20 protein-coding genes are annotated in these 21178 nt (G+C 45.0%); 13 read left to right on the forward strand and 7 right to left on the reverse strand.

Annotated elements, in window-relative coordinates:
- Positions 1–4 precede the first annotated feature (4 nt).
- From panP to AC5O63_RS09645, 4 genes are all read right to left on the reverse strand, one after another.
- Positions 5–1651 carry a pyridoxal-dependent aspartate 1-decarboxylase PanP gene (panP, locus tag AC5O63_RS09630; RefSeq protein WP_494504791.1) on the reverse strand — a complete coding sequence of 549 codons (1647 nt, stop codon included), beginning with the start codon at positions 1649–1651 and terminating at the stop codon, positions 5–7.
- 142 nt (positions 1652–1793) lie between these two features.
- A complete protein-coding gene (locus AC5O63_RS09635; RefSeq protein ID WP_171801820.1) occupies positions 1794–2306 on the reverse strand; it encodes a hypothetical protein in 513 nt (170 codons plus the stop codon).
- Between the two features lie 116 nt (positions 2307–2422).
- Positions 2423–3328 carry a LysO family transporter gene (locus tag AC5O63_RS09640; RefSeq protein ID WP_494504792.1) on the reverse strand — a complete coding sequence of 302 codons (906 nt, stop codon included), beginning with the start codon at positions 3326–3328 and terminating at the stop codon, positions 2423–2425.
- A gap of 38 nt (positions 3329–3366) precedes the next feature.
- Positions 3367–4287: an HDOD domain-containing protein gene (locus tag AC5O63_RS09645; RefSeq protein WP_171321223.1), complete on the reverse strand. Its 921-nt coding sequence runs from the start codon at positions 4285–4287 to the stop codon at positions 3367–3369.
- Between the two features lie 355 nt (positions 4288–4642).
- Between AC5O63_RS09645 and AC5O63_RS09650 the strand changes: the two genes are divergently transcribed.
- Positions 4643–5230, forward strand: coding sequence for a TfoX/Sxy family DNA transformation protein (locus AC5O63_RS09650; protein ID WP_494504793.1), 588 nt, complete (start codon positions 4643–4645; stop codon positions 5228–5230).
- A gap of 107 nt (positions 5231–5337) precedes the next feature.
- On the opposite strand, the gene AC5O63_RS09655 is transcribed toward AC5O63_RS09650, so the two are convergent.
- The 3 genes from AC5O63_RS09655 to AC5O63_RS09665 form a co-directional block, all read right to left on the reverse strand.
- Positions 5338–5904, reverse strand: coding sequence for a hypothetical protein (locus AC5O63_RS09655; protein ID WP_494504794.1), 567 nt, complete (start codon positions 5902–5904; stop codon positions 5338–5340).
- A 166-nt stretch (positions 5905–6070) separates the two neighbouring features.
- Entirely contained in the window at positions 6071–6568 is a 498-nt protein-coding gene (locus AC5O63_RS09660) for a response regulator (RefSeq protein WP_494504795.1), read from the reverse strand.
- Entirely contained in the window at positions 6569–8518 is a 1950-nt protein-coding gene (locus tag AC5O63_RS09665; RefSeq protein WP_494504796.1) for an ATP-binding protein, read from the reverse strand.
- A 173-nt stretch (positions 8519–8691) separates the two neighbouring features.
- On the opposite strand from AC5O63_RS09665, the gene AC5O63_RS09670 reads away from it, so the two are divergent.
- The 12 genes from AC5O63_RS09670 to AC5O63_RS09725 all read left to right on the forward strand — a co-directional run bounded on the left by AC5O63_RS09670 (position 8692) and on the right by AC5O63_RS09725 (position 21169).
- Positions 8692–9957, forward strand: a complete 1266-nt coding sequence (locus AC5O63_RS09670) for a DUF945 family protein (protein WP_494504797.1) — start codon at positions 8692–8694, stop codon at positions 9955–9957.
- A gap of 123 nt (positions 9958–10080) precedes the next feature.
- Positions 10081–11163, forward strand: coding sequence for a 3-phosphoserine/phosphohydroxythreonine transaminase (serC, locus tag AC5O63_RS09675; RefSeq protein WP_494504798.1), 1083 nt, complete (start codon positions 10081–10083; stop codon positions 11161–11163).
- A 122-nt stretch (positions 11164–11285) separates the two neighbouring features.
- Positions 11286–11849 (forward strand): hypothetical protein, encoded by a 564-nt coding sequence (locus tag AC5O63_RS09680; RefSeq protein ID WP_494504799.1) that lies wholly within the window; start codon positions 11286–11288, stop codon positions 11847–11849.
- Positions 11850–11858: 9 nt separating this feature from the next.
- Positions 11859–12224, forward strand: a complete 366-nt coding sequence (locus AC5O63_RS09685; RefSeq protein WP_069666663.1) for a response regulator — start codon at positions 11859–11861, stop codon at positions 12222–12224.
- Positions 12225–12232: 8 nt separating this feature from the next.
- The gene (locus AC5O63_RS09690; protein ID WP_494504800.1) at positions 12233–12517 is read left to right on the forward strand and encodes an STAS domain-containing protein; all 285 of its coding nucleotides are present in this window, start codon (positions 12233–12235) and stop codon (positions 12515–12517) included.
- Positions 12510–14600: a chemotaxis protein CheA gene (locus AC5O63_RS09695; protein WP_494504801.1), complete on the forward strand. Its 2091-nt coding sequence runs from the start codon at positions 12510–12512 to the stop codon at positions 14598–14600. The genes AC5O63_RS09690 and AC5O63_RS09695 overlap by 8 nt, the downstream gene beginning before the upstream one ends.
- 59 nt (positions 14601–14659) lie before the next feature.
- A complete protein-coding gene (locus AC5O63_RS09700) occupies positions 14660–16639 on the forward strand; it encodes a methyl-accepting chemotaxis protein (protein ID WP_494504802.1) in 1980 nt (659 codons plus the stop codon).
- Between the two features lie 12 nt (positions 16640–16651).
- Complete coding sequence (locus AC5O63_RS09705) at positions 16652–17134, forward strand: chemotaxis protein CheW (protein ID WP_494504803.1); 483 nt, start codon at positions 16652–16654, stop codon at positions 17132–17134.
- Positions 17127–17648 (forward strand): chemotaxis protein CheW, encoded by a 522-nt coding sequence (locus AC5O63_RS09710; RefSeq protein ID WP_494504804.1) that lies wholly within the window; start codon positions 17127–17129, stop codon positions 17646–17648. The genes AC5O63_RS09705 and AC5O63_RS09710 overlap by 8 nt, the downstream gene beginning before the upstream one ends.
- A 1-nt stretch (position 17649) precedes the next feature.
- Entirely contained in the window at positions 17650–18453 is an 804-nt protein-coding gene (locus AC5O63_RS09715; RefSeq protein WP_494504805.1) for a CheR family methyltransferase, read from the forward strand.
- Positions 18450–19523 (forward strand): protein-glutamate methylesterase/protein-glutamine glutaminase, encoded by a 1074-nt coding sequence (locus tag AC5O63_RS09720; RefSeq protein WP_494504806.1) that lies wholly within the window; start codon positions 18450–18452, stop codon positions 19521–19523. Before AC5O63_RS09715 ends, AC5O63_RS09720 begins: the two co-directional genes overlap by 4 nt.
- The gene (locus AC5O63_RS09725; RefSeq protein WP_494504807.1) at positions 19520–21169 is read left to right on the forward strand and encodes an EAL domain-containing protein; all 1650 of its coding nucleotides are present in this window, start codon (positions 19520–19522) and stop codon (positions 21167–21169) included. Before AC5O63_RS09720 ends, AC5O63_RS09725 begins: the two co-directional genes overlap by 4 nt.
- The last annotated feature ends 9 nt before the right edge of the window (positions 21170–21178 follow it).

Below are 21178 nucleotides of genomic sequence, written 5' to 3' on the forward strand. Positions count from 1 at the left end.
CAGCCTAAGCGGCAAGGATACGCTCTGCTAAGCTCTCAATTCTTACCATTAACTTAGGGGCTTGCTTAGCAATTTCTCTTTGCTCTTCAAGCACGGCACTTAGAATATCGCAGCCAGTCAATGGGTTAGCCAACACCACGCGGAAGACAATCGTATTCAAACGATCCCATTTTTCTGGGTTTAAGCGCGTACGCGAGACAAAAGATTTGCCCGTTTCGCGTTGGCGTTTCTGGATAAACTTAGTCAGCTCGTTAAGCAATTCGTTGAGTTCTTGCGTCTGCTTGCCTGTTGAACGTTCGAGTGCGATACGAATGTTTTCAGGTAGATAACGATAAGTCAGTAGGCAAAGCTCTGGTTCGGATACCAGTTCAAAATCAGGTTGTTGCTCTATGTGGTTAGCAAAGAACTTCGCCTTCTCGATACTTTGATCGATGAGTAGTTCGTAGCCCGGGCGACTAATGATATGCATTGCTGCGTACACCAGCATAGCCATTCCTGAACGAGATCCTTCAAGAGTATGGCTCCCTAGATCTTTTGAGCCTTTACGCAGAATATATTGAGCATGATGCTCAATCGACTTCATCGCGTCAGGTTGCTTGAACAGCACCATGCCTGCGCCCATAGGGATGTAGAGCTGCTTGTGCGCATCGATAGTGACAGAGTCTGCCAGCTCAACACCATCGAGTAGGTGGCGATAGTTGTTTGACATTAAAGTCGCACCACCCCATGCCGCATCAACGTGGAAGTGACAATCTTCCTGTTGGCAAATCTGAGCGATTTCTTTAAGTGGGTCGATGCTGCCTGTTTCCGTCGTTCCCGCTACACCAATCACAGCAAATGGTTTGATGTTTTGTGCTTTAAGCTCAGTGATACGCTGTTGTAAAGATTGCGGGCAAATTCGGTTGTTATTGTCTGTTTTGACTGCCACTAAGCCTTCTTGACCAATGCCTAGCACATCGGCCGCTTTCTTTAGCGAATAGTGACCACGCTCTGAAACCAATACGGCTAATCCTTCATAGCCGTAATGTTTCATCGCCTTGAACAAGCCTTCTTTTTCTACACCTTTGAACTCGCCGGTGGCTTTTAGTGCATTATTTCGAGCAACCCAAAGCGCGGTGATGTTGGCGATGGTTCCGCCGGAGCAGAATGCGCCTAACGAGTGGTTAGCACTGTGCATCCATTGGCTGTAAAAGGTGTCGCTTTCGCCGTAGATTAAGCGATGAAGCATGCCTAAAACTTGACGCTCAAGAGGTGTGAAAGCTTTTGAGGTCTCTATCTTTACCAAGTTTTGGTTTAGCGCAATCATGATTTTCGACAACGGCATTAAGAAGTAAGGCAGTGCCGAAGTCATATGACCAATAAAGCTTGGCGCAGAGGTATGAACGGAATGGGAGACTAATGTATCAAGCAGATGCTGCGTATGATCTGATACGAATTCAGGTTGCTCTGGAATCGACGCATGTGAGAAGTCTTTTTCGATATCGCGCAACGGTTTTTCTTCTGCCACGATGTGCTCGCGCAAAAACTTATTCAAGTTGCGCGATAGCTTCTCTTCGATCTTGGTTAGCGTTGAGTCTGGTCCTTCTGGGACGGTGAAGATTCGGAGTAAACTCTCGAAACTCACGTCAGCCGTTTTATGTTCCGATGTCATACAGCTACATTGCTCTAATCATTTTTATTGCAGCGGGACAATCTAAACGAAAACGGGAACAAAGTCCCGTCTTAATTATCGAATCTTAGATTTTACCGGGCAGAAGTTGGTCAAAAAGTTAATGCCCCTACAAGCCTTGTGATTACTTGCAGTTAATCGCTTCAACTTCTTTGATCGATGCGTTATAGCGTTTTAATGCTGCATCGATCTTAGTCGGATGGCTGAGAAGATCAGCAAATGCAGAGCGAAGTTCGTAATTCTTTTCATGCGGCTTAGCTTGGCGATCACCAAAAGTGACTTTTGCTAGTTGACCAAGCTCGTCGCTGCGTGAGGCAAGCACTTTAATGTCTTTCTGTTCAAGCTGTAGCCAAGCTTCTACCGCCTGGTTAGTCGCAACTTTTGCTGGGTCTTGCTCTAGGTAGTAGTGAACTGCTGCACGATTTAGTTCGAAATGGTTTTTACGTCCTTCTAGGAACCACTTGCTAACTTCTTCAAGCTCTGGGTATTGCTCTGAAGTTAGTGTCGACAAATCTTCGTACCAGTGCAGTGAGGCATCGATGTAAGCGTCGTATTTTTTTGATAGGCAAGCATTGTCAGCAGCGGCCGCAAAGGTTGAGGTTGCGGCTAGCAGCATTGCAACGATAGTGCGTTTCATAGTGATTCCTTTTAAAGCTAATTCTTATAGTTTCTAATTATCTAATTTAGCATTCGCTAAATTTATTGGGCTTGTAAGCGCATAATATAGAGCTTTTGAATGACAATTCCTGCGATCTAGCCTGCAAGAGAGACAAAGAACAACATTAAAACAGGAACCAGTAAGCTCAATATGAAACCGCTAACAATGGCAATAGGCACACATCGCACCCCGCCTGTGGTTTGGATTACCGGAAGGGTAAAGTCCATCGCCGTTGCGCCCGCATAGCCGATAGATGTACAAGGTTTAGTACGGATAAAGAGAGGGATAAGTACCAATGCAACCAGCTCTCTCAGTAGCTCGATCATAAAAGAGGCGCCGCCATACACAGGGCCGAAAGCGTCACCCATCAAGATTCCGGCTAATGAATACCAACCAAAGCCAGAAGCCATCGCCAAGCCACGGAATACATCGATATCTAAGATTAACGCAGAAATAATACCACCGATTAATGAACTCGCGATGATCACAATGGCAATCACCATACCATGCTTATTGAGAAGAATCTGACGCAGCGTGAGGCCACTATTGCGTAGTTGGATACCAATAAAAAACAGCAGCAAAAACAAAATCCATTCACTGGCTGTATCGACCCAGCTCAGATCAAAGGGCACCAATAGCCCAACAATGAGACCGCCACCCACGACGAGGATCAGCATGGCTGACTCCATCGCCATTTCAGACAATGGCAATTTGGTATTGCTGGCATCGGTTTTGATTGGTAGCCATTTATCAATGAAAGGTAAAACGGCTAGGTTGGCTAAACTCAAGCAAATAAAAAACACAGCAGTTGTTTTGAGGATCAGCTGTAGGTTCTGACCCAGATTATCCAGTGCTGCTAAGCTCAAACCCATCAAAGCCAAAATCACGTAAATGAGATTGGATGTGGTTGAGTTTATCGTGTCGAGTAGAGCTTTTTTGGATATAGAAATGAAATACCCCACAACAAGTGGGGCAAAGATAAATAACATCCCTGAAAACATGGTACATCCTGTCTAGGGCCTGAATTTCCTGCGTGGATTTACAGACCACTCGCGCTTATAAGTTCATCTATCTGTGTATTGAACTCAATATCACTTAAATTACTGAGTTTGTACAGTATATCTGCGCCTGTAATGTCAAATTCAACCGTATGTTCAGTGATCTGCTCGTCTTGGCGACGGAACATCAGGATATGATTGGCGATGCGTGCGACGTCAAGATAACTTACTGACACATCTGTTTTGTCAATCACCTGGTTACAAGCGACGGCGAGGAAGTCGTTATCAAATCCCCAGCTCTCTAACACCAACTTACTTGCGTGTGAGCACTGACGATCGAAAATTTGGAAGGCAATTTCTTCATTGAGGTAATTACCTTGTTCTAGATAGTTGTGATACTCATTGACAATACAGAATAGGCCGATATCCGCGAGTAGGCCTGTCAGAAGTGCTTTGTCGGTTTCCAAATGGCTGTAACTTGGTGAGCCAGATTCTTTAAAGCCGCGTACTACCAATACCATAGTGGCAGCTAGCTCGCGAGAATTGGTTGCACTTTGAACCAAGACTTGATTACACGATTGGCTCAAATTGACAGAGTGTTTGAGCTGCTCTATTGCTTGGGCAGTGACTATGTCTCGCACTCTTAGAATGCCGAGTCGAGATACTGCGGTGACCAGATCGGTACAAGTGATGTTACGACGATTAAAAATGACCGAGTTGGCGACACGAATGACGATCGCTGCAAGACCAGGATCTTCGAGTAAGCTATCGGCAACATCAGAAACCGTAGTGGTGTCTTGGGTACAAAGTTGTTGAATCTTTAGTACTACGTCAGAAATCGGAGGAAGAGAGATAGTACGCGACTTGATTGAGTGTTCAATCAAGGTTGAAAACTCAGATTCAATACCTTTGAGTAATAGCTCGCCATTCTCAGGCAGCCAATAGAAGGATAAGTGGTTCATATACACTATAGGGTTATGCTACTACTGACAGTGTAACGTCTTACTGCATATATTAGCAAATAATTGATATTAGTTATTGATAATTCGCGCAGCATTTTATCTCGTTATTCCAGCTAGTTTGCAATTAAGTTAATATATTAACTTGTGATAACGTTCACGATATGAGATTGATTGAGTGTCATTGGTGTGACAAATGCACAGACTTATTTTGTTTCGTTAACTATCATTCTTAGTACTTGTTATCAATCAAGCTAAACAATAACTAACACCATAGTTTGGTTGAGTTTTAAATTTTTCGCTTATTACTGCTGCTATCTGGTGATCATAACTAATCGGGGTATTTGATTAAGGATCAATGGATATGACAGAGCAACAATTTATTCAATACGTACAAAAGTTTGGCGACTTTCAAAAACGATCTATGTTTGGTGGTACTGGGTTGTTTAGAGACGAAGCTATGTTCGCACTACTAAGTGCAGACAAAATATTCATCAGAGGTGGAGAAGCATTAGATGAAACGCTCAACCAACTAGGTTGTGAGAAATACCGTCATGTTAAAAAACAGACCACAGCGACGGTAAATTATTACGACATAACCCAGCTTTTTTCGAGCCGACATCAGCGACTGAGTGAGTTAGTAGAACAATCTATAAATTTTTCCGTATCGCAGCGTGAGTTCAAGCGTTCATCAGCAAACCGACGCCTGCGTGATCTACCAAATATGCAACTGACCTTAGAACGTATGGTGAAAAAGGCAGGGGTAGAGGATGTAGATACCTTTTTAGAGCTTGGCGCACCTGCGGTCTTCTCAAGAGTGAAGCAAGCGTATGGCAGTGATGTGGATGTAAAGCTGCTGTGGAAATTTGCTGGTGCAATCGAAGGTATTCATTGGAAGCTGATTCAAGAACCACGTAAACGCCAACTATTGGCGAGTTGCCACTAATCTCTTATCGCTTCGGAGTTGAATTAAGAAGCGAACTGCTCAAATGCAAAAGGATTTGCAATAAAAAACCGAGGTATTAACCTCGGTTTTTTTGATCTCGGACTCGATTAGAATTTAAAGCGAGTTGTGAACATTAGCTGGTCGCCGTAGAAGTCGTTGATACGAGCTTCTGCACCCAGTGAGAATAGTTCAGTTGAATGGAAGCGCGCGTATGCTGAGCCTGCCCATTTCTTGTTGTTGTCGATAGAAATGTAGCTTCCTTTACCGCCCACTTCTAGCTGAGGACCCAGCCATTGACGAACACCAAGGTTCAGCTCCATACCGGTTTCTGTACCACGGTCTAAACCGAAACGGGCTTCGTTGCCGGTATCAACCAAGCGAACGAGCATTTCGCCAGTGAAATCTGCCCAGTTGTTGATTGGCGCGTGGAAACCAAAACCTGCCGCTGCATCGTAATCGCCTTCAAACTCAGAATCGATGCGACCGACAACGTGTGCATTAGGGTGGATAGACTTACTCATTGCGGCACCAAAAGTGACTGGGCTAGCACCGATTCGAGCTTCTACGTAGTCATAATTGAAGTTGCTCATTACAGAAGGGCTGTTAGGGTCGGTTTGAGCAATTGTTTGACCAGATGCAAGCACAAGGGCTGCAGCTAAGATTGTTTTACGCATATGGACGATAAACCTATATCTCGTTAATTTCCTTGGTCTTAAGCGACATCAGCGCCATGACATTAGTTACGACATGATAATGCATCATAGCAATAGTCACTATAAAAATGTCATTGTTTTGTCGTTAATTATTGATTTAAGCAATTCATATGCCATATATGGTCATTTACTCACCGTAATAGAGTCGATTTTTAGCCATGGCTTCAAAAACTCGCTCGGTTTCTAAAGCTGATGCCCAAGGCATTAAGTCCGGCTCGTGTTCGATCATATAAGTGGTGAGTTGGTTTTTTAACACTTGGCGAAGCTCATCACCTTGCCAAGGTTTCGCAATATAGAAGTCTAGGCTTGAATGATTAACCGCTTCCACGGTGTCTTCTAATCCTGCTTGTCCGGTAAGAAGGAGTTTCCTCGTTGGCTTTGTCAACTCATCTTGGTTCAGTTCGATCAAAAACTGAATACCAGTTTGCTCAGGCATAATGTGGTCGCACAGAATCAGCGCCAATTTTACGTCTTCGCGTTCAGACTCTGCAATGAGTTCCTTGGCTTCTTGGACGGATTCCGCGGCTTCAACAATGAAGTGCTCTTCAAAACAATCAAGATCTTGCATTACGCTGTCTAGCACTTCTCGCTCATCATCGACACATAAAATAAGGTATTTGTTCATTTAGAGCTCCTTGACGATCGGTGGCACTTGGCAAAAGGGTAACCAAACTGACATCTTAGTAAATTGACCAACCACAGAATCAACCTTAATCTGTCCTCCATGTTGGTGGACAATTTGTTGACACACGGAAAGGCCGATGCCTAAACCAAAGTTGCCTTCTTTCTTGGTGGTAAAGTTAAGGGTAAACATTTGCTGTTGAGTGGCAGGTGCAATACCGCAACCATTATCGGTAAAAGAGACAACCACCCAATCACGCCCACAGCGGGACAGTTTTTGAGTTTGGACTTTAAGCTCGCCTTTGGCTGGAAAAGCATCAATGGCATTGGAAATTAAATTGGTCCACACCTGCTGCAAGGCGATAGGTTGGCACTGTATTTGAGGAATGTCCTCATAAAGACGTTCAACCGTATGAAACTTCAAGCGGTTCTCAAAAATGACTAAGGTATCTTCAATGCCTTCGTGAATATCGACTAGATGAAGTTTTTCGTCGTCAGGTCGCGCATAACCTTTGAGGCTTTTTACCATATCGGCAATTCGTCCGGCGCAGACGTTAATCGAGCGCAGTGTCGCACCCGCTAAATGATAATCTTCTAAGCGCTCAAGCGTTTGCTGGGCTTGCTGCGGCTGATTTGTCCCAAGCTCTATCCATTTATTGTCGCTTTCAAGTCCTAGCTTAACCAACTTCTTCGCGACGCGACGATCTTGTATCTGTTCATCTAGTATCTTAGTGAGCTCGCGTTCTTTCGCCGTTGAACGAGGTCTTTGATTGAGGCTTTCTTTCAGCACTGAGATGCCATCTATACCGACTTCCTCGATAGAACGGTCATCAACTAGCTGTTGGATTTTGTTAGTCAGCGTCTCTGTGCCTCTTAAGATGGCGGCAATTGGGTTATTAAGCTCATGGGCAACCCCAGCGACGAGTTGACCAAGCATAGCCATTTTCTCTCGTTCAATCAGCTGTTGATGAGCCGATTCAAGTGATTCAAGCGTTTTCTGCAGCTCTAGCTTGGTATTAATGCTGCGTTGGAGGCGACGGTTAAAATGTCTCAGCAGTAAGTTAGTGAAAAGAGGCAACAACGTCATATTGGAGTGCATGACTTTGGAGAAGACTTCGCGGTCTAGCTTAATAACCTCAGTTTGTGAAAGTGTTACTGCAGTAGAAAAAGAAGGCTCACCTGTGACAAACGACATACCACCAACAATGTTGCCTTGAGTGTGTCTTACCACCTCACGTTGCATGCCGACATCGTCTTTCTTATACAGAGCCACTTCGCCCTTGGTAATAAACCAAAGAAACTGGTTCTCTTCGCCCTCGATGGTAAGCAAATGCTCTGGAGAGTAGGTTCGACACGCTTGGGTCTCATCTTCTTGGGCAAAAAAATCAAGCAACGCAGAGGTGACTTTCTCAACAAGTTCTTGGTCCGACAGACTGTGATGATCAGAAATAAATCCTTCACGATAACTTCGCATTTTTTGTTCAATATGAGCCCGAAGCAATCGGTGTTGATCGAGCACCTGGCTATAGGACAGCAAGTTCTCTTTATCATTATCGAGGATGAAAGTGGTGAGCTCTTTTTGCGCTGTTTTGTGTACTAGATTGTCTTGCAAAGGTTTGGTTAGACAGTGATCTAAACGTCCTTCATTAACCGCAGACAAAATCGCTTGAATGTCTTGTCCGCAGCTTATCAGCACTTTACGGGCGCTTTGGGTGTGGGTATTTCTGTCGAGTTGAACTAGAAAGTCGGCGCCGTTGAAATTCTCATGATGACTCGCGATTACTAAAGCAACGGTTTGTTTTTGCTCAAAACAATACTCTAGTGCAGCGTGCGCATCTTCGATGCTATCTGCGGTATGAAGGTCGAACTTAGATGAAAGCGGGCTTAACTCTCGCCTAAGCTGTTCTACGCTTATTGGATTGTTATCTAAACAGATTACAGAGAATGGGTTCACGACTAGGCTACAATTTAAACATCGACAATTTCTACTCTACCAAGGACGGCGCAAGAGTATTGGGAGCTAAGTACGAGATTTACGTATGATTTACGGAGAAAGCCAATACTCTGATTTAACTCAATGTTTTTTGGTGTAGACTTAATGAAATCACAATATAAGACGTTATTACCATGGATTTGAAAAAACTTGGCGCCATTGGTGGTGCTATTTCGCTTGCGTTATGTTGGCCACTTGCTGTCGGACAGATAGGACAGACTGTTATTCAAGACGGTGTTGCTCATCTATCTAATGACTCACTACAAGCGGAGATTGTTGAATATGACCGTGGATACCTTTCCTCAACGGTTAAAACTCGCTACACAATTGTTGATCCTGTACTAGCAGAGCAGCTTGCCATTGACGGCTTACCATCCGAAGTGATTGTGAACAGTAGTGTTAGTCATGGTCTATTTAGCCTTTCTGCTGAATCTGTGATGGAAAATGCGCCAGACTTACCGCTCACACTTAATACCGTCACTCAGCTTAACGGTAATACCGATTACGTGCTTAGTCTGTCGAATTGGAATCAAGTCACTGAAGGGCCTGATGGCGCGATTGTTTCTGTCACTCCTTCTACTTTGAAGGGACACGTCAGCGTATTGGGTGATGTTACCTATGATCTTGATATTCCTTCGGTGGAAATTGATTTTAATTCGGGTGAGAAGATGCTGTTGTCTGGCCTAACAGGACAAGGTCAAGGCAAGAAGATGAGCAGCTTCTGGATTGGCGAACAAACATTAAATCTGGCTGAAGCGTCAGTCCTGAATGTTGACCAATCACCACTGTTTTCTTTAAGTGACAGCAAGTACACCTTCTTAAGTTCATTTGATGAGATGGCAAAGACAGTAAGTAGCCAGCATATCGTCAATATGAATAAACTGGTTATGGAAGACGGCAACGTTGATAGCGTCTCTATCGATCTCTCTTTTGGTGATTTAGACAGTGTCGCTTTTGAACACTTGGTGAACCTTTACCAGAATAATCCGATGCCAACTGATGCCGACATTGAAGAAGCGATACCTTATGTAGAAAGTCTATTTTCTAAAGGTTTCTACTTTGCTATGAATAAAATGGCGGTCAAGCTAGGGGAAGAGAGTGAATTTGAATCTAAGTGGAAGATCACTGTCCCGCAAGGCACTGACAATGTGACGCAAAACCCGGCGATGATTTTGCCAGCGTTAACGGGTGATCTCGATACTTTCTTCTCCAGTGGACTCGTGACTCAATACCCATTTATTAAGCAGGGTGTCGACGAAGCGATGGCGATGGAACTGGTTCAGGAAACGGATAAAGGGTATCAGATTCAAGCAGAGCTAAAAGAAGGTAATTTGGTGTTTGGCAATGGTCAACAGATCCCTCTAATGGCGCTACTTTTACCCGCGCTAATGCAGCCTTAATTACTATATTTACTTACTTAACCAAGAAAAGAGGTCTAAAGACCTCTTTTCTTGCTTTTTATCCTCAATAAAACATGCTATTAATCGACTAATCTCTTAAAAGCATGCGCAAGGAAAGACTAGATGAGCAAGGTTTATAACTTTAGCGCAGGTCCAGCGGGCCTACCTAAAGCAGTGATGGAAAAAGCACAACAAGAATTCGTCGAATGGAATGGCTTAGGCACTTCTGTAATGGAAATTAGCCATCGAAGTAAAGAATTCATAAAAGTTGCTGAAGAAGCAGAGCAGGATCTCCGTGACCTTCTTAATATCCCAGACAACTACAAAGTGTTGTTTTGCCAAGGCGGAGCACGTGCTCAGTTTGCCGCGGTGCCACTGAACCTATTGGGCTCATCGAAAAAAGCCACATACATAGACGCGGGTTACTGGGCTGAAAGTGCGGTCAAAGAAGCGAGCAAGTATTGTGAAGTCGACGCGTTTGTTGCCAAAACAGAGTGTGAAGGAAAAACGGCTGTTGTCCCTGCAAGCGAGTGGAAGGTTGCTTCAGATGCCGCTTATGTTCACTTTTGCCCTAATGAAACCATCGACGGCATTGAAATTAGCGAACTTCCTCAAACAGACAAACCTATTGTCGCGGATATGTCTTCAAACATCCTATCGCGCGAAATTGACGTGTCTAAGTATGGCGTTATTTATGCGGGTGCGCAGAAAAACATCGGCCCAGCCGGACTGTGCATTGCGATCGTGCGTGACGATTTGCTTGAGTTAGCGAATGACTTAGTTCCTAGCTTTATGAACTATAAAGTTTTGGCAGAGAAAGACTCTATGTTTAATACGCCGCCAACCTTTGCTTGGTATCTCTCTGGCCTTGTCTTTAAGTGGTTAAAAGAGCAGGGCGGTGTTGCCGAAATGGAGAAGATCAACAAAGAGAAAGCGTCGTTGCTTTACAACCAAATTGATGGCTCAGACTTCTACATTAACAATGTGCACCATGTGAACCGCTCGCGAATGAACGTACCATTCCAGCTTGCAAAACCTGAACTGGATGCATTGTTCTTAGAACAGGCTGAGCAGCGTGGTTTAGTTGCTCTGAAAGGGCACCGCGCAGTAGGCGGTATGCGTGCTTCAATCTACAACGCAGTACCACTTGAAGGGGTACAAGCCTTGGTTGAATTTATGCAAGAGTTTGAATCTCAACACGCTTAATCGACAATGCTTTCTTCAAAGGCTCAACGGGATAAGTTGGGCCTTTTTTATGACTAAATTACGACCACCTAATGATTTTGGACTAGGCTATTAACTAGGTTGTTAATAAATGGGTCGATAACTTGGCGAAACCTCCACTTTTTATTGGACTCGGTGCTGCCATTTTTCTTATTCAAGCACTTCTTGTTGGCATTAGCGTCGCGTCAATGCTAGCAGCCAGTCTTATCGTTTTACTCTTGATGCTACTAATGATTGGCATCAAGCATGTTAATGCGCTGCAACCTGAAAAAGTCTTACTTTCGTTGGAGCAGAACATTTTGCCGCTTGTACGCCGCCAAATCGGTAACTCAACCAGTTTTTCTCAGCAAGCTCTGTATCAGATGACAGCCAAAATAGAGCAGCTAAAAGATACAACCACGCAAGAAGATACGGGTAGCCGAGTGACCTCAAAACACCAAGAGCTGCTTAACGACCTATTGGTGCTATTGCAGTTTGGAGATCGACTCAAACAACAGCAAAACGGCGCCATTGAAAGTGTAGAGGTCATCGAAACTGCGTTAAAAGAAGCACATAAGCTAGGTTGGAGCGAGCAAGAAGTCGTAGAAAGCTTAAATCAAATAGAACAAAAGACTCGTATTGAAAACGACAAATCGCCTCAAGATGAGGGGAAAGTGACATATTTTTAGGATGGGGCAATGCAAAAAACAATAATGGTCGTAGATGACTCTGAGTCGCTCAGACAGGTTGTTAACATCGCATTGAGCGGCGCAGGATATCGGGTCATAGAGGCAAAAGATGGCGTGCAAGGGATCGAAATGCTCGACGGGAGCAAGGTTCACTTGATTATCAGTGATGTCAATATGCCTAATATGAATGGCATCGACTTTGTCAAAAAGGTCAAGACCTTACCCAAGTATAAATTTACTCCGGTGATCATGCTAACGACGGAAAGCCAACAATATTTAATGGATGAAAGTCAAAAAGCCGGGGCAAAAGCGTGGATGGTTAAGCCTTTTCGCCCAGAGCAGATGCTCGAAGCCGTGTCTAAGTTGTTATCGTAGAGGCGGATATGTCAGAGCAAGTTTATGTATTGCCGAGTGAGTTGACCATCTACGAAGTAGAGGAAACCTACCGTGAGCTACGTAGCTTGGTCAATGAATCAGACGGTGTGGTGTTGGATGGTTCGAATGTCGTAGAGATGGATAGCGCGGGCTTTCAGTTACTGATTTGGTTTCTCCGTTGTAGCCACCAAACCATTTCGATAAGCGCCGTTCGCCAGCCGAGTGATGAAGTGATCAAACTGTTTGAACTAGTCTGCGACTCCGGCCATCGTGAGCGAAATCAATATGTCTGATTTAGAACGCGCGTTGCGGGTATTCATCAATGAATCACTTGAACTGACCGATGATACTGAGCAGACACTGCTGGATAAGGGGTTATTGAAAGACAATTTTGCCGAGTGGATAGATGAGCTGTTTCGTGGTGTGCATACCATCAAGGGCAGTGCGGGGCTATTTGGTTTAGACGAAGTGACCACGCTGACCCATGTTATAGAATCGCTGCTCGACCAAGTTAGGCAACAAATAACCTTGGTTGATGATGAGTTGATCGAGGTTTTGATCGAGAGTAACGATGTCGTTAGAAAGCAAATTATTGCTCTCAATGAGAATGCGCCTTTACCCAATGCGGAGTCGGTTACACAGCGTTTACTGCCTTATATTATCGAATCCACCATGCCAAGCGCTGCTGATGCCACTCAGGTGGAAAAAACGCCGCCCCCCGAGGAAGAAAACCGCGAGGGGATTTGGCATATTTCGTTTCGCCCTCACCAAGGGGTGTTTCAAGATGGGTTGGACCCGATCCGGTTTATTCAATTTCTCTCAACCAAAGGCCAACTCGAACATGTCGAGCTGATGACGGTTCAGTTAGACAAAGTGATTGAAAGTCCAGATAGCCAGTTTAACCCAGAAAAATGCTATGTCGGCTTTGAACTTCGCTATCGGGCCAACACATCAAATGCACAGATTATGGAGGCATTTGAATTTGTTCAGCGTGATGCGGATATTACCGTTATGTCACCTGATAGTCCGGCCGAAGATTACTTTGCCTTGATTGAGCGCTTACCTGAAGAGAGCAGACATCTCGCCGAATTGTTTACTGCCATGGGCGTGTTAACCCAGCAAGAGTTCGAACGTTTCCAGTCCCTTTCATTCCAGACGCTTCAATCAAAATTTCAACCAAGAATCAAAACCGCCAAAACCCTGAGGGTGGAAGCGGATAAGCTCGATAAGTTGATCGATCTTGTGGGTGAGATGGTGATTATGGGGGCCCGCACCAATTTGCTTGCCCACCAAACCGGCAGTGAACCTTTGGTGGAGTCTATGGCGCTATTAGAGCGTTTGGTCGAAAGCATTCGTGACAGCTCCCTTCAGCTACGAATGGTTCAGATCGGAGATACCTTCAGTAAATTCAAACGTATTGTGCGAGATACCGCCCAAGAGCTGGGTAAGCAGGTCGAGTTAGTGGTCAGTGGCGCTGAGACCGAGCTTGATAAAACCTTCGTTGAGAAACTCAGTGATCCACTCACGCACCTTGTACGCAATGCTATCGATCATGGAATGGAGTCTGCTGCAGAGCGCATTTCAGCGGGTAAAGCACCGGTAGGGACGATACGGCTCAATGCTTACCACGACTCAGGTTCAATCGTGATTGAGGTGGTTGATGATGGGAAAGGCATTGATGAAAACAAAGTCTTAGAGCAAGCAAAACGTTCTGGCCTGATCAATGAGCATGACACGGTGACAAAACGTGAGCTTTGGAAGCTGATTTTTGAACCTGGATTTTCTACTAGCGAGCAGGTGACCGACCTATCAGGCCGAGGCGTTGGTATGGATGTCGTTAAGCGCAACATTGAACTGCTAAGAGGCAATATAGAGGTGAATAGTCAGAGCGGCAAAGGAAGCCGGTTCGTGATTCGTTTGCCTCTAACACTCTCCATAGTTGACGGTTTTATGTTCAAAGTTGCGGGATGGGAGTATGTGATCCCGCTAGACAATGTTGTCGAGTGCCTTGAGCTAAAAGAAGTCATGCAAGGTGAACAAGATAGCCAGCGGCGTTTTGTTAATCTTCGCGATGAGGTGCTGCCATTTTTAAGATTATCAGAGTGGTTTGGTGTCGAGGCGCATAGCACGCCGGAACAAGAGGCTTTAATTGTAGTTCAACTTGGTTCAATGAGAGCCGGTTTGGTCGTAGACAGTTTAAGTGGCGAGTTTCAAACCGTGGTGAAATCGTTAGGGCCATTGTTTGAAGGTCTGCGTGGAGTCAGCGGTGCGACGATTTTAGGCAGTGGTGAAGTCGCAATCATATTGGATATTTTTGCACTGGTTCAAACGGCATTAAGTCCGAGTGAGCGAGTCAATTTAGAGCGCTTTAACTAACAGCGCTAACAGCGAAAGGTTGGATGTTGATTGCAACAGACCAGCTTAGGGAGAGCAGCATGATTGGTAAGTTATCGATCAGGAGCAAAATTATTGTCGCCATGTGCACCATGGGCTTTTTATTGCTTGTGATTGCGGTCTCTGTACAACTAAAGAACCGGACAATCGAATCCTATGCCATTGATGTCGGGAAGGAAGAGATTCCCAAGGTGATTCTTTCATTGAGTATGCTTGATGAGCTCGGTGATATGAACTCGAATGTCTTGGAGTTCATTACTGGTGAATCGGAAGAGAAAGAAGATTTCCATGACAACTACACTGAGTTTGTCACCTTTTTCGAAAGCCTCAAGCAGCTTAAATCAATAGACCCTGTCGTTGTGCGCCAAATTGATGATCTCTCTAGGCGCTATTACGAAGATATGCAGAACCTAGTGTTTAAGCGTTTTGACCCGACGTTAGAGACTCAAGCGGTAGAGAAATACAACTACCTGATCAGCGAGTTTGCTGAACCGCTAGAGACTATGCTCGATACGCTCAAAGAGGAAGAAGTGGCTGATGCAGGTCGAACGCAAGATTTGCAAGAAGTGCTCAATGACGACCTTCCTGGTGTTCGTTACTACCTTGAACTGATCGATGAAGAAGGGGACATGATGTCCGCGTTGAACGGCTATATGCGTGGAGAAATCGGCGCGGTTAATGCGTTTGAGAAAGAAGCGCGCAATTTTGCCCAGTATCTCAATGAAATTAAACCGATTGAAAGAAAGCCAGAAGAGATCAAAAGCTTAGGCCTAGTCGAGCAGATGTATCTTGAACTCTATAATGGGGGTAAAGATATCTTCGCTACCTATCGCCCGAGAGACAAACTCGAAGCGGCGCAGCAAATCGATAAGCTAGAGCATGAAGTGTTCAGTAAGTTAGAAAAGATACTTGATGATATTAGCTATAAGGCGAGTAAGCAGAGTACCGACTCACTTGATGAGTTGGTTATTGCCGCTCGTGACAGTATCACGCTCGTTTGGGCACTGTTAGCGGTTGCGGTATTGCTGGCATTCGTCACCGCTATGTTCCTTATCAAAGGGATTGTGTTGCCGATTAAAGCACTGTCTGAAGCTGCAGAAGATCTACGCTCAGGTGAGGGGGATCTGACTCGGCGAATTCCAGACTTTGGTAGTGATGAGATTGGTGAAACGGCCACTAGCTTTAATGGCTTCTTAGATAAGCTGCAAAACATTATGCTGGATATCCAACGCTCGGTAGAAGCCATCGCCCACAGTACCAATGAAGTCTCTACTACCTCGCAAATGCTCAGCACCACTTCCAGCCAGCTTGCCTCTAGTGTTGAAGAGACCAGTGCGTCACTCGATCAAATGAGTTCATCGATTTCAATGAATACCGAAAATTCTAAGGTGACCAATGGTATCGCTACTCAATCGAGTTCTGAGGCAAACGAGGGTGGCAAAGCGGTGAATGACACCGTGAACGCCATGACGGCGATCGCAGAGAAGATTGGCATCATTGAAGACATCGCCTACAAAACTAACTTACTTGCGCTCAATGCTGCCATCGAGGCGGCACGAGCAGGAGAGCATGGTAAAGGTTTTGCCGTGGTGGCTGATGAAGTGCGTAAGCTCGCTGAACGCAGTCAAATTGCGGCCCAAGAGATAAGTTCATTAGCAGATAGCAGCGTGAAAGTAGCCCAACATGCCGGAGACATGCTCAATCGCATGGTGCCTAACATCCAGAAAACAGCCGATTTGGTGCAAGAAATCACTGCTGCATCAACAGAGCAAAGCACTAGTGTGGCGGAAATCAATCGAACCGTTTCTCAGCTGGATGAAATCGCTCAGCAGAATGCCTCTGCTTCGGAAGAGCTTGCCTCAACGGCCGTTATGGTACAGGAGCAAACCAATGAGATTCGCAGTACGGTGAGTTTCTTTAAGCTGACGAAATCGAGTGAACAGCGACACAATGTGCGACGTAAACCTAGCCATCCGACTCCGCCTAAACAAGAAGATGGCTTTGTGCCTTTTGATGAGTAAGGCGGTGCAGGTATGAAGGAGAAATACCTCGAATTTAAGATTGCGAATAAGTACTTCGCTTATCCGATTGAACGTATCCGGGAAATTATGGAATACCCAATCGTGGAGCCGCTTGCTAGCGCGCCAGATAAGGTACTCGGTGTCATGAATCTAAGGGGTAAGTTGGTTGTTGTGTTTGATATCGCAGCGTGTTTAAACGAAGAGACCCATCAGGTTTCGAGTAAAACCTGTGTCATCGTCACTGAAGTGCATCGTGATGGCGAGAGCTTTGTTATTGCCAATAAAGTGGACTTGGTCAGGCAAGTCGTTGATATCTCGCTGGCTGAACTGGAGACAGTGCCGAATCTAGGACGGCGACTTGAATCGACCTTAATCAAAGGTGTTGCCAAGCTTGAACAGCGGATGTTAACGATTCTTGATGTCGATGAATTGCTGTCTGAAAGCCAATGGCACTGCGTTGTACATGAATCGCAGATGGAGCAGACACATGGATGAATTGCATAAACAAAGTGGTAGAGAGCTACTGCTTGTCGATGTGAATCAAGTCGTGGTGGCAATACCGATTGATTCGGTAAAAGAGGTCATTGAATACACGCGTATTACTCAAGTTCCTATGTGCAATAAAGAAATCAGCGGCGTGATTAATGTTCGTGGTAGCGTGGTGCCTGTGATTGATGCGGCAAGTCGCCTTGGTTTTCCATCAGATAACCGATACGACAAATACAGCTGCATCATTCTCTATGAATCGCAACAAACCAAGACCAAAGAGCACATAACTATCGGCTTGGTGGTGACTCGTGTGCGGTCGATCAAAGCCGCTGATGAAGACGCCCTATATGACAAACCTTCGTTTGGCACCCATATTCCGACTGAGTTTATCGAAGGTATGGTAAAAGTTGCTGGGGATACGATGCCCATTTTAGAGATGTCCCAACTGCTTGACCCTCAGCAGATCAACCGCCTTATGCTCAATAGCCAAAACGCCTTATTAGCCCCATGGGAGTCGTAATATGAATGCGACCATTACCGCTGTTCAGTTTCGCTCAATCCAATCAATCATGGAGCACTACACTGGCATTCATCTCGGTGAGCACAAGCGCATAATGGTCGAAAGCCGATTAACATCTCGATTAAAAGCCACACACAGTGAGACGTTTGATGATTACTTAAAAGTATTAATGTCACAGGAGCATCAAGAGGAGCTTGATTGCTTTATCGATCGATTAACCACTCATGAAACGCGCTTCTTTCGAGAGTCGGTGCAATACGATCAGCTAGCGAAATTGCTCGTCGGCTATCGCAGGGCAAAGCCTTTTAAAGTTTGGAGTGCGGCTTGCTCTACAGGAGAAGAAGCTTACAGTCTAGCTATGGTATTGGAACAACAGCTTGGCTCGCCTAAGTGGTCAGTGTTTGGTTCAGATGTGTCTGAGGTTGCGATCCACCACGCGGTAAAGTGTCAGTATGATATGGTTCTCGCGGAACAAATCCCTGCTGATTATCGTCGCCAATACTGTTTGAAAGGGGTGGGGACATTTCAAGGAACTTTCACCATTAGCCAAGCGTTGCGCCGATACTGCCACTTTGCTTGCGAAAACCTCCTCACTCCAAAAACAGAATCGATCTTTGATGCTATTTTTTTACGTAATGTGCTGATCTATTTTGATGTCGCGCGACAAAAGACCATTATCGATAATGTAATCGAGCATTTGTCGGATGGTGGATATCTGTTTTTAGGTCACAGTGAAAACGTAATTAAGGCGCATCCAAAAATGAAGATGGTCGAGAATTGCGTTTATCGTAAGGTGGCAGCATGAATAAGGTAGGCGTTTTTATTGTCGATGACTCAGCCGTGATGCGCCAAGTGCTCGGAGAGGTAATCGACAAAGACCCGCAACTTCAGGTAGTGGGCGTCGCACCGGACCCGATTATCGCCTATCGCAAAATGGAAAAATGTTGGCCCGATGTCATCCTTCTCGACATCGCCATGCCTAAAATGGATGGCATTGTATTTCTGCGTCAAATTATGTCGACGCGACCAACTCCCACCATTATTTGTTCAGCAAAAACAGAAGCGGATCCACAACTGAGTTTAGAGGCTTTATCGTCTGGGGCGATTGAAGTGATCAATAAACCTCAATCACAATTAACTGACTATCTTCACTCAAAAGAAGTTGATGCGATTCTGTGCGCGCTAAAACAGGCGGCAAAAATTAAAGTTAAACCACTCAAATACTTAGGTGAAAAAAGCTACCGATTGAAAAACAGCGCTGATGTGGTGTTGAAGCCCTCACTATCGCATCCTATAGAGTCAAAAGACAAGGTGATATTAGTCGGTGCATCGACAGGGGGCACTGAGGCGATTCGACACTTTCTTTCTTTGACCCCTGAGGATACTACACCGATCGTCATCGTGCAGCATATGCCGGAAAAGTTTACCCAAGCGTTTGCATTAAGGCTCAATCACGAAGTTTTACAGCACGTTGTAGAGGCAGAAGATGGCATGCAATTGCAAAGAGGCTGGGTCTACATAGCCCCGGGTTCGATTCACACGGTACTCAAATGTCGAAACCAGCAATATTACCTAGAATTAAAACAGGGTCCCTTGGTCTCTAGGCATAAACCATCGGTCGATGTCTTGTTCCGCTCAGCGGCGCAAGAAGCGGGGGAGAATGCGATAGGAGTGATTTTGACTGGTATGGGCGATGATGGTGCCCAAGGCATGCTCGAAATGTATAAGACGGGAGCAAAGACGTTTGCCCAGAATGAAGCGAGCTGCTTAGTTTACGGTATGCCTAAAGAAGCTATTGATAGAGGCGGTGTTAGTGCTAGCTACGCGCTAGAGCTATTGCCTTATCAGGTACAGAAATGTTTGGAGAAACGATGAAGAACTTAAATGATCATATAGAAGCAATGCGTATCGCCTACGTGATTGTGGATGAAAGATTAAACGTTTTACAGCTTTCCAAACAAGCCGCCGAGCTGTTTCGTGTGACTCAAGGAGGCTCTCTGTTTGATGCCAATGTCAGTTTTATTGATGAAGCGTTTAATCCCGTGGCGCTAGAGCAGCAACTTTTTGACGTCGTTGCCTCAGGCGAAGAGTATGAACTTGAAGTCGGGTTAAGTTATCCGGACAAAAACATCGAGTGGGCGAAACTCTATCTAATTCGCTACAAAGATTACTTTATTCTTTACCTCATTGATGTTGGAGAGTTGGTGGCGGCAAGGCGACTGAACAATCAGCTGTCGATGTTAGACCCTCATACGGGATTACTTTATCGAGAAGCATTTTTGTCGCGCATTAATCAAGAATATCAACAAGGTACAGTGTGTTGCGTACGGATTTGCAACTATCAGCGGATCAATGAAATATGGGGTGCAGCAGTGGCGAACCTCGTGTTTATGGAAATATTGGCAAGAGTGGTGAGCGAAATAGACAGTGCAATTTGCAGTAAGCATTCTACCGATAGCTTTAACATTTTTATCCCGCCAGATACTCCGTTTAACATTGAGCGTTTTTATGCTCTGCTCAATGAACCGTTCCACTTCAATCAACGTCATTTCTTCAGCAACGTTGCGCTGGGTTACTACGTGGAGAAACAAGGGGACTCGCATGAACAGAGCTTAAACAAAGCGGAGATGGCGATACTGGATGTCTTGACTGAGCGAGTACGTTTAGCCGAATTTCAAGAAGAGTTAGCCAAACAAATCGAGCACCAGAACCATCTAGAAATGGAGTTTCGCGCTGCCTTAAACAAAGGCCAATTAGAGCAAGATTTTCACGTCGTGTTTCAACCGATTCATGACGCTGAGACAGAAGACGTCGCGGGGGCTGAGTGCTTAATCCGTTGGACGCCGAACGGTCAGTTTGTTTCACCAGAAGAATTCATTCCTATCGCGGAAAGGATTGGCGATATAGGCACGCTTACTCAGTTTAACATTGTGCAGCTTGGCAAATTGGTCACCAGTTTGGAACAGCATGGCATAGATACCATGGAGCTGCTGTTTGCGCTAAATATCAGCGTAGTAGAAATCCTCGATGTCGAGTTTACTGACAAGTTAGTTAAGGCAATCACCGATAACCATCTCTACCCATCACAGATAAAACTGGAGCTAACCGAGTCGGCATTGATCGATAACTTTAACTACGTAAACCAAACGTTAGAGAGGTTGCAAAAACTCGGCTTTAGAGTCTCTATAGATGATTTTGGCACCGGCTTTTCGAGCTTGAGCTATTTATGCCGATTGAGTTTTGACGAGATTAAGATTGACCGCGCGTTTGTGACTAATGTGGTCGAAGACTCTAAATTGCAAACCGTGTTCAACTCCATCGCATCATTAGCAACCAATATGAACAAACCCGTGGTTGCAGAAGGAGTCGAGACGCTTGAACAACTGATTTATGCCAAAGCCAAACAGGTGGAGTATATCCAAGGTTACTACTTTAGTAAGCCGCTACCTGCTCAAGAGTTCACGGCTTACTTGGTTGAAGGGCGAAAAAAATCGCAGCGGATTAGCTGCGATTTTACATAAGTCATTAGG

Source organism: Vibrio sp. SCP2 (assembly GCF_059295395.1).

Coding starts and splice junctions, on each gene's coding strand:
- panP (WP_494504791.1), bottom strand. CDS start 1,651: ATGACATCGGAACATAAAACGGCTGACGTGAGTTTCGAGAGTTTACTC.
- AC5O63_RS09635 (WP_171801820.1), bottom strand. CDS start 2,306: ATGAAACGCACTATCGTTGCAATGCTGCTAGCCGCAACCTCAACCTTT.
- AC5O63_RS09640 (WP_494504792.1), bottom strand. CDS start 3,328: ATGTTTTCAGGGATGTTATTTATCTTTGCCCCACTTGTTGTGGGGTAT.
- AC5O63_RS09645 (WP_171321223.1), bottom strand. CDS start 4,287: ATGAACCACTTATCCTTCTATTGGCTGCCTGAGAATGGCGAGCTATTA.
- AC5O63_RS09650 (WP_494504793.1), top strand. CDS start 4,643: ATGGATATGACAGAGCAACAATTTATTCAATACGTACAAAAGTTTGGC.
- AC5O63_RS09655 (WP_494504794.1), bottom strand. CDS start 5,904: ATGCGTAAAACAATCTTAGCTGCAGCCCTTGTGCTTGCATCTGGTCAA.
- AC5O63_RS09660 (WP_494504795.1), bottom strand. CDS start 6,568: ATGAACAAATACCTTATTTTATGTGTCGATGATGAGCGAGAAGTGCTA.
- AC5O63_RS09670 (WP_494504797.1), top strand. CDS start 8,692: ATGGATTTGAAAAAACTTGGCGCCATTGGTGGTGCTATTTCGCTTGCG.
- serC (WP_494504798.1), top strand. CDS start 10,081: ATGAGCAAGGTTTATAACTTTAGCGCAGGTCCAGCGGGCCTACCTAAA.
- AC5O63_RS09685 (WP_069666663.1), top strand. CDS start 11,859: ATGCAAAAAACAATAATGGTCGTAGATGACTCTGAGTCGCTCAGACAG.
- AC5O63_RS09690 (WP_494504800.1), top strand. CDS start 12,233: ATGTCAGAGCAAGTTTATGTATTGCCGAGTGAGTTGACCATCTACGAA.
- AC5O63_RS09695 (WP_494504801.1), top strand. CDS start 12,510: ATGTCTGATTTAGAACGCGCGTTGCGGGTATTCATCAATGAATCACTT.
- AC5O63_RS09700 (WP_494504802.1), top strand. CDS start 14,660: ATGATTGGTAAGTTATCGATCAGGAGCAAAATTATTGTCGCCATGTGC.
- AC5O63_RS09705 (WP_494504803.1), top strand. CDS start 16,652: ATGAAGGAGAAATACCTCGAATTTAAGATTGCGAATAAGTACTTCGCT.
- AC5O63_RS09710 (WP_494504804.1), top strand. CDS start 17,127: ATGGATGAATTGCATAAACAAAGTGGTAGAGAGCTACTGCTTGTCGAT.
- AC5O63_RS09715 (WP_494504805.1), top strand. CDS start 17,650: ATGAATGCGACCATTACCGCTGTTCAGTTTCGCTCAATCCAATCAATC.
- AC5O63_RS09720 (WP_494504806.1), top strand. CDS start 18,450: ATGAATAAGGTAGGCGTTTTTATTGTCGATGACTCAGCCGTGATGCGC.
- AC5O63_RS09725 (WP_494504807.1), top strand. CDS start 19,520: ATGAAGAACTTAAATGATCATATAGAAGCAATGCGTATCGCCTACGTG.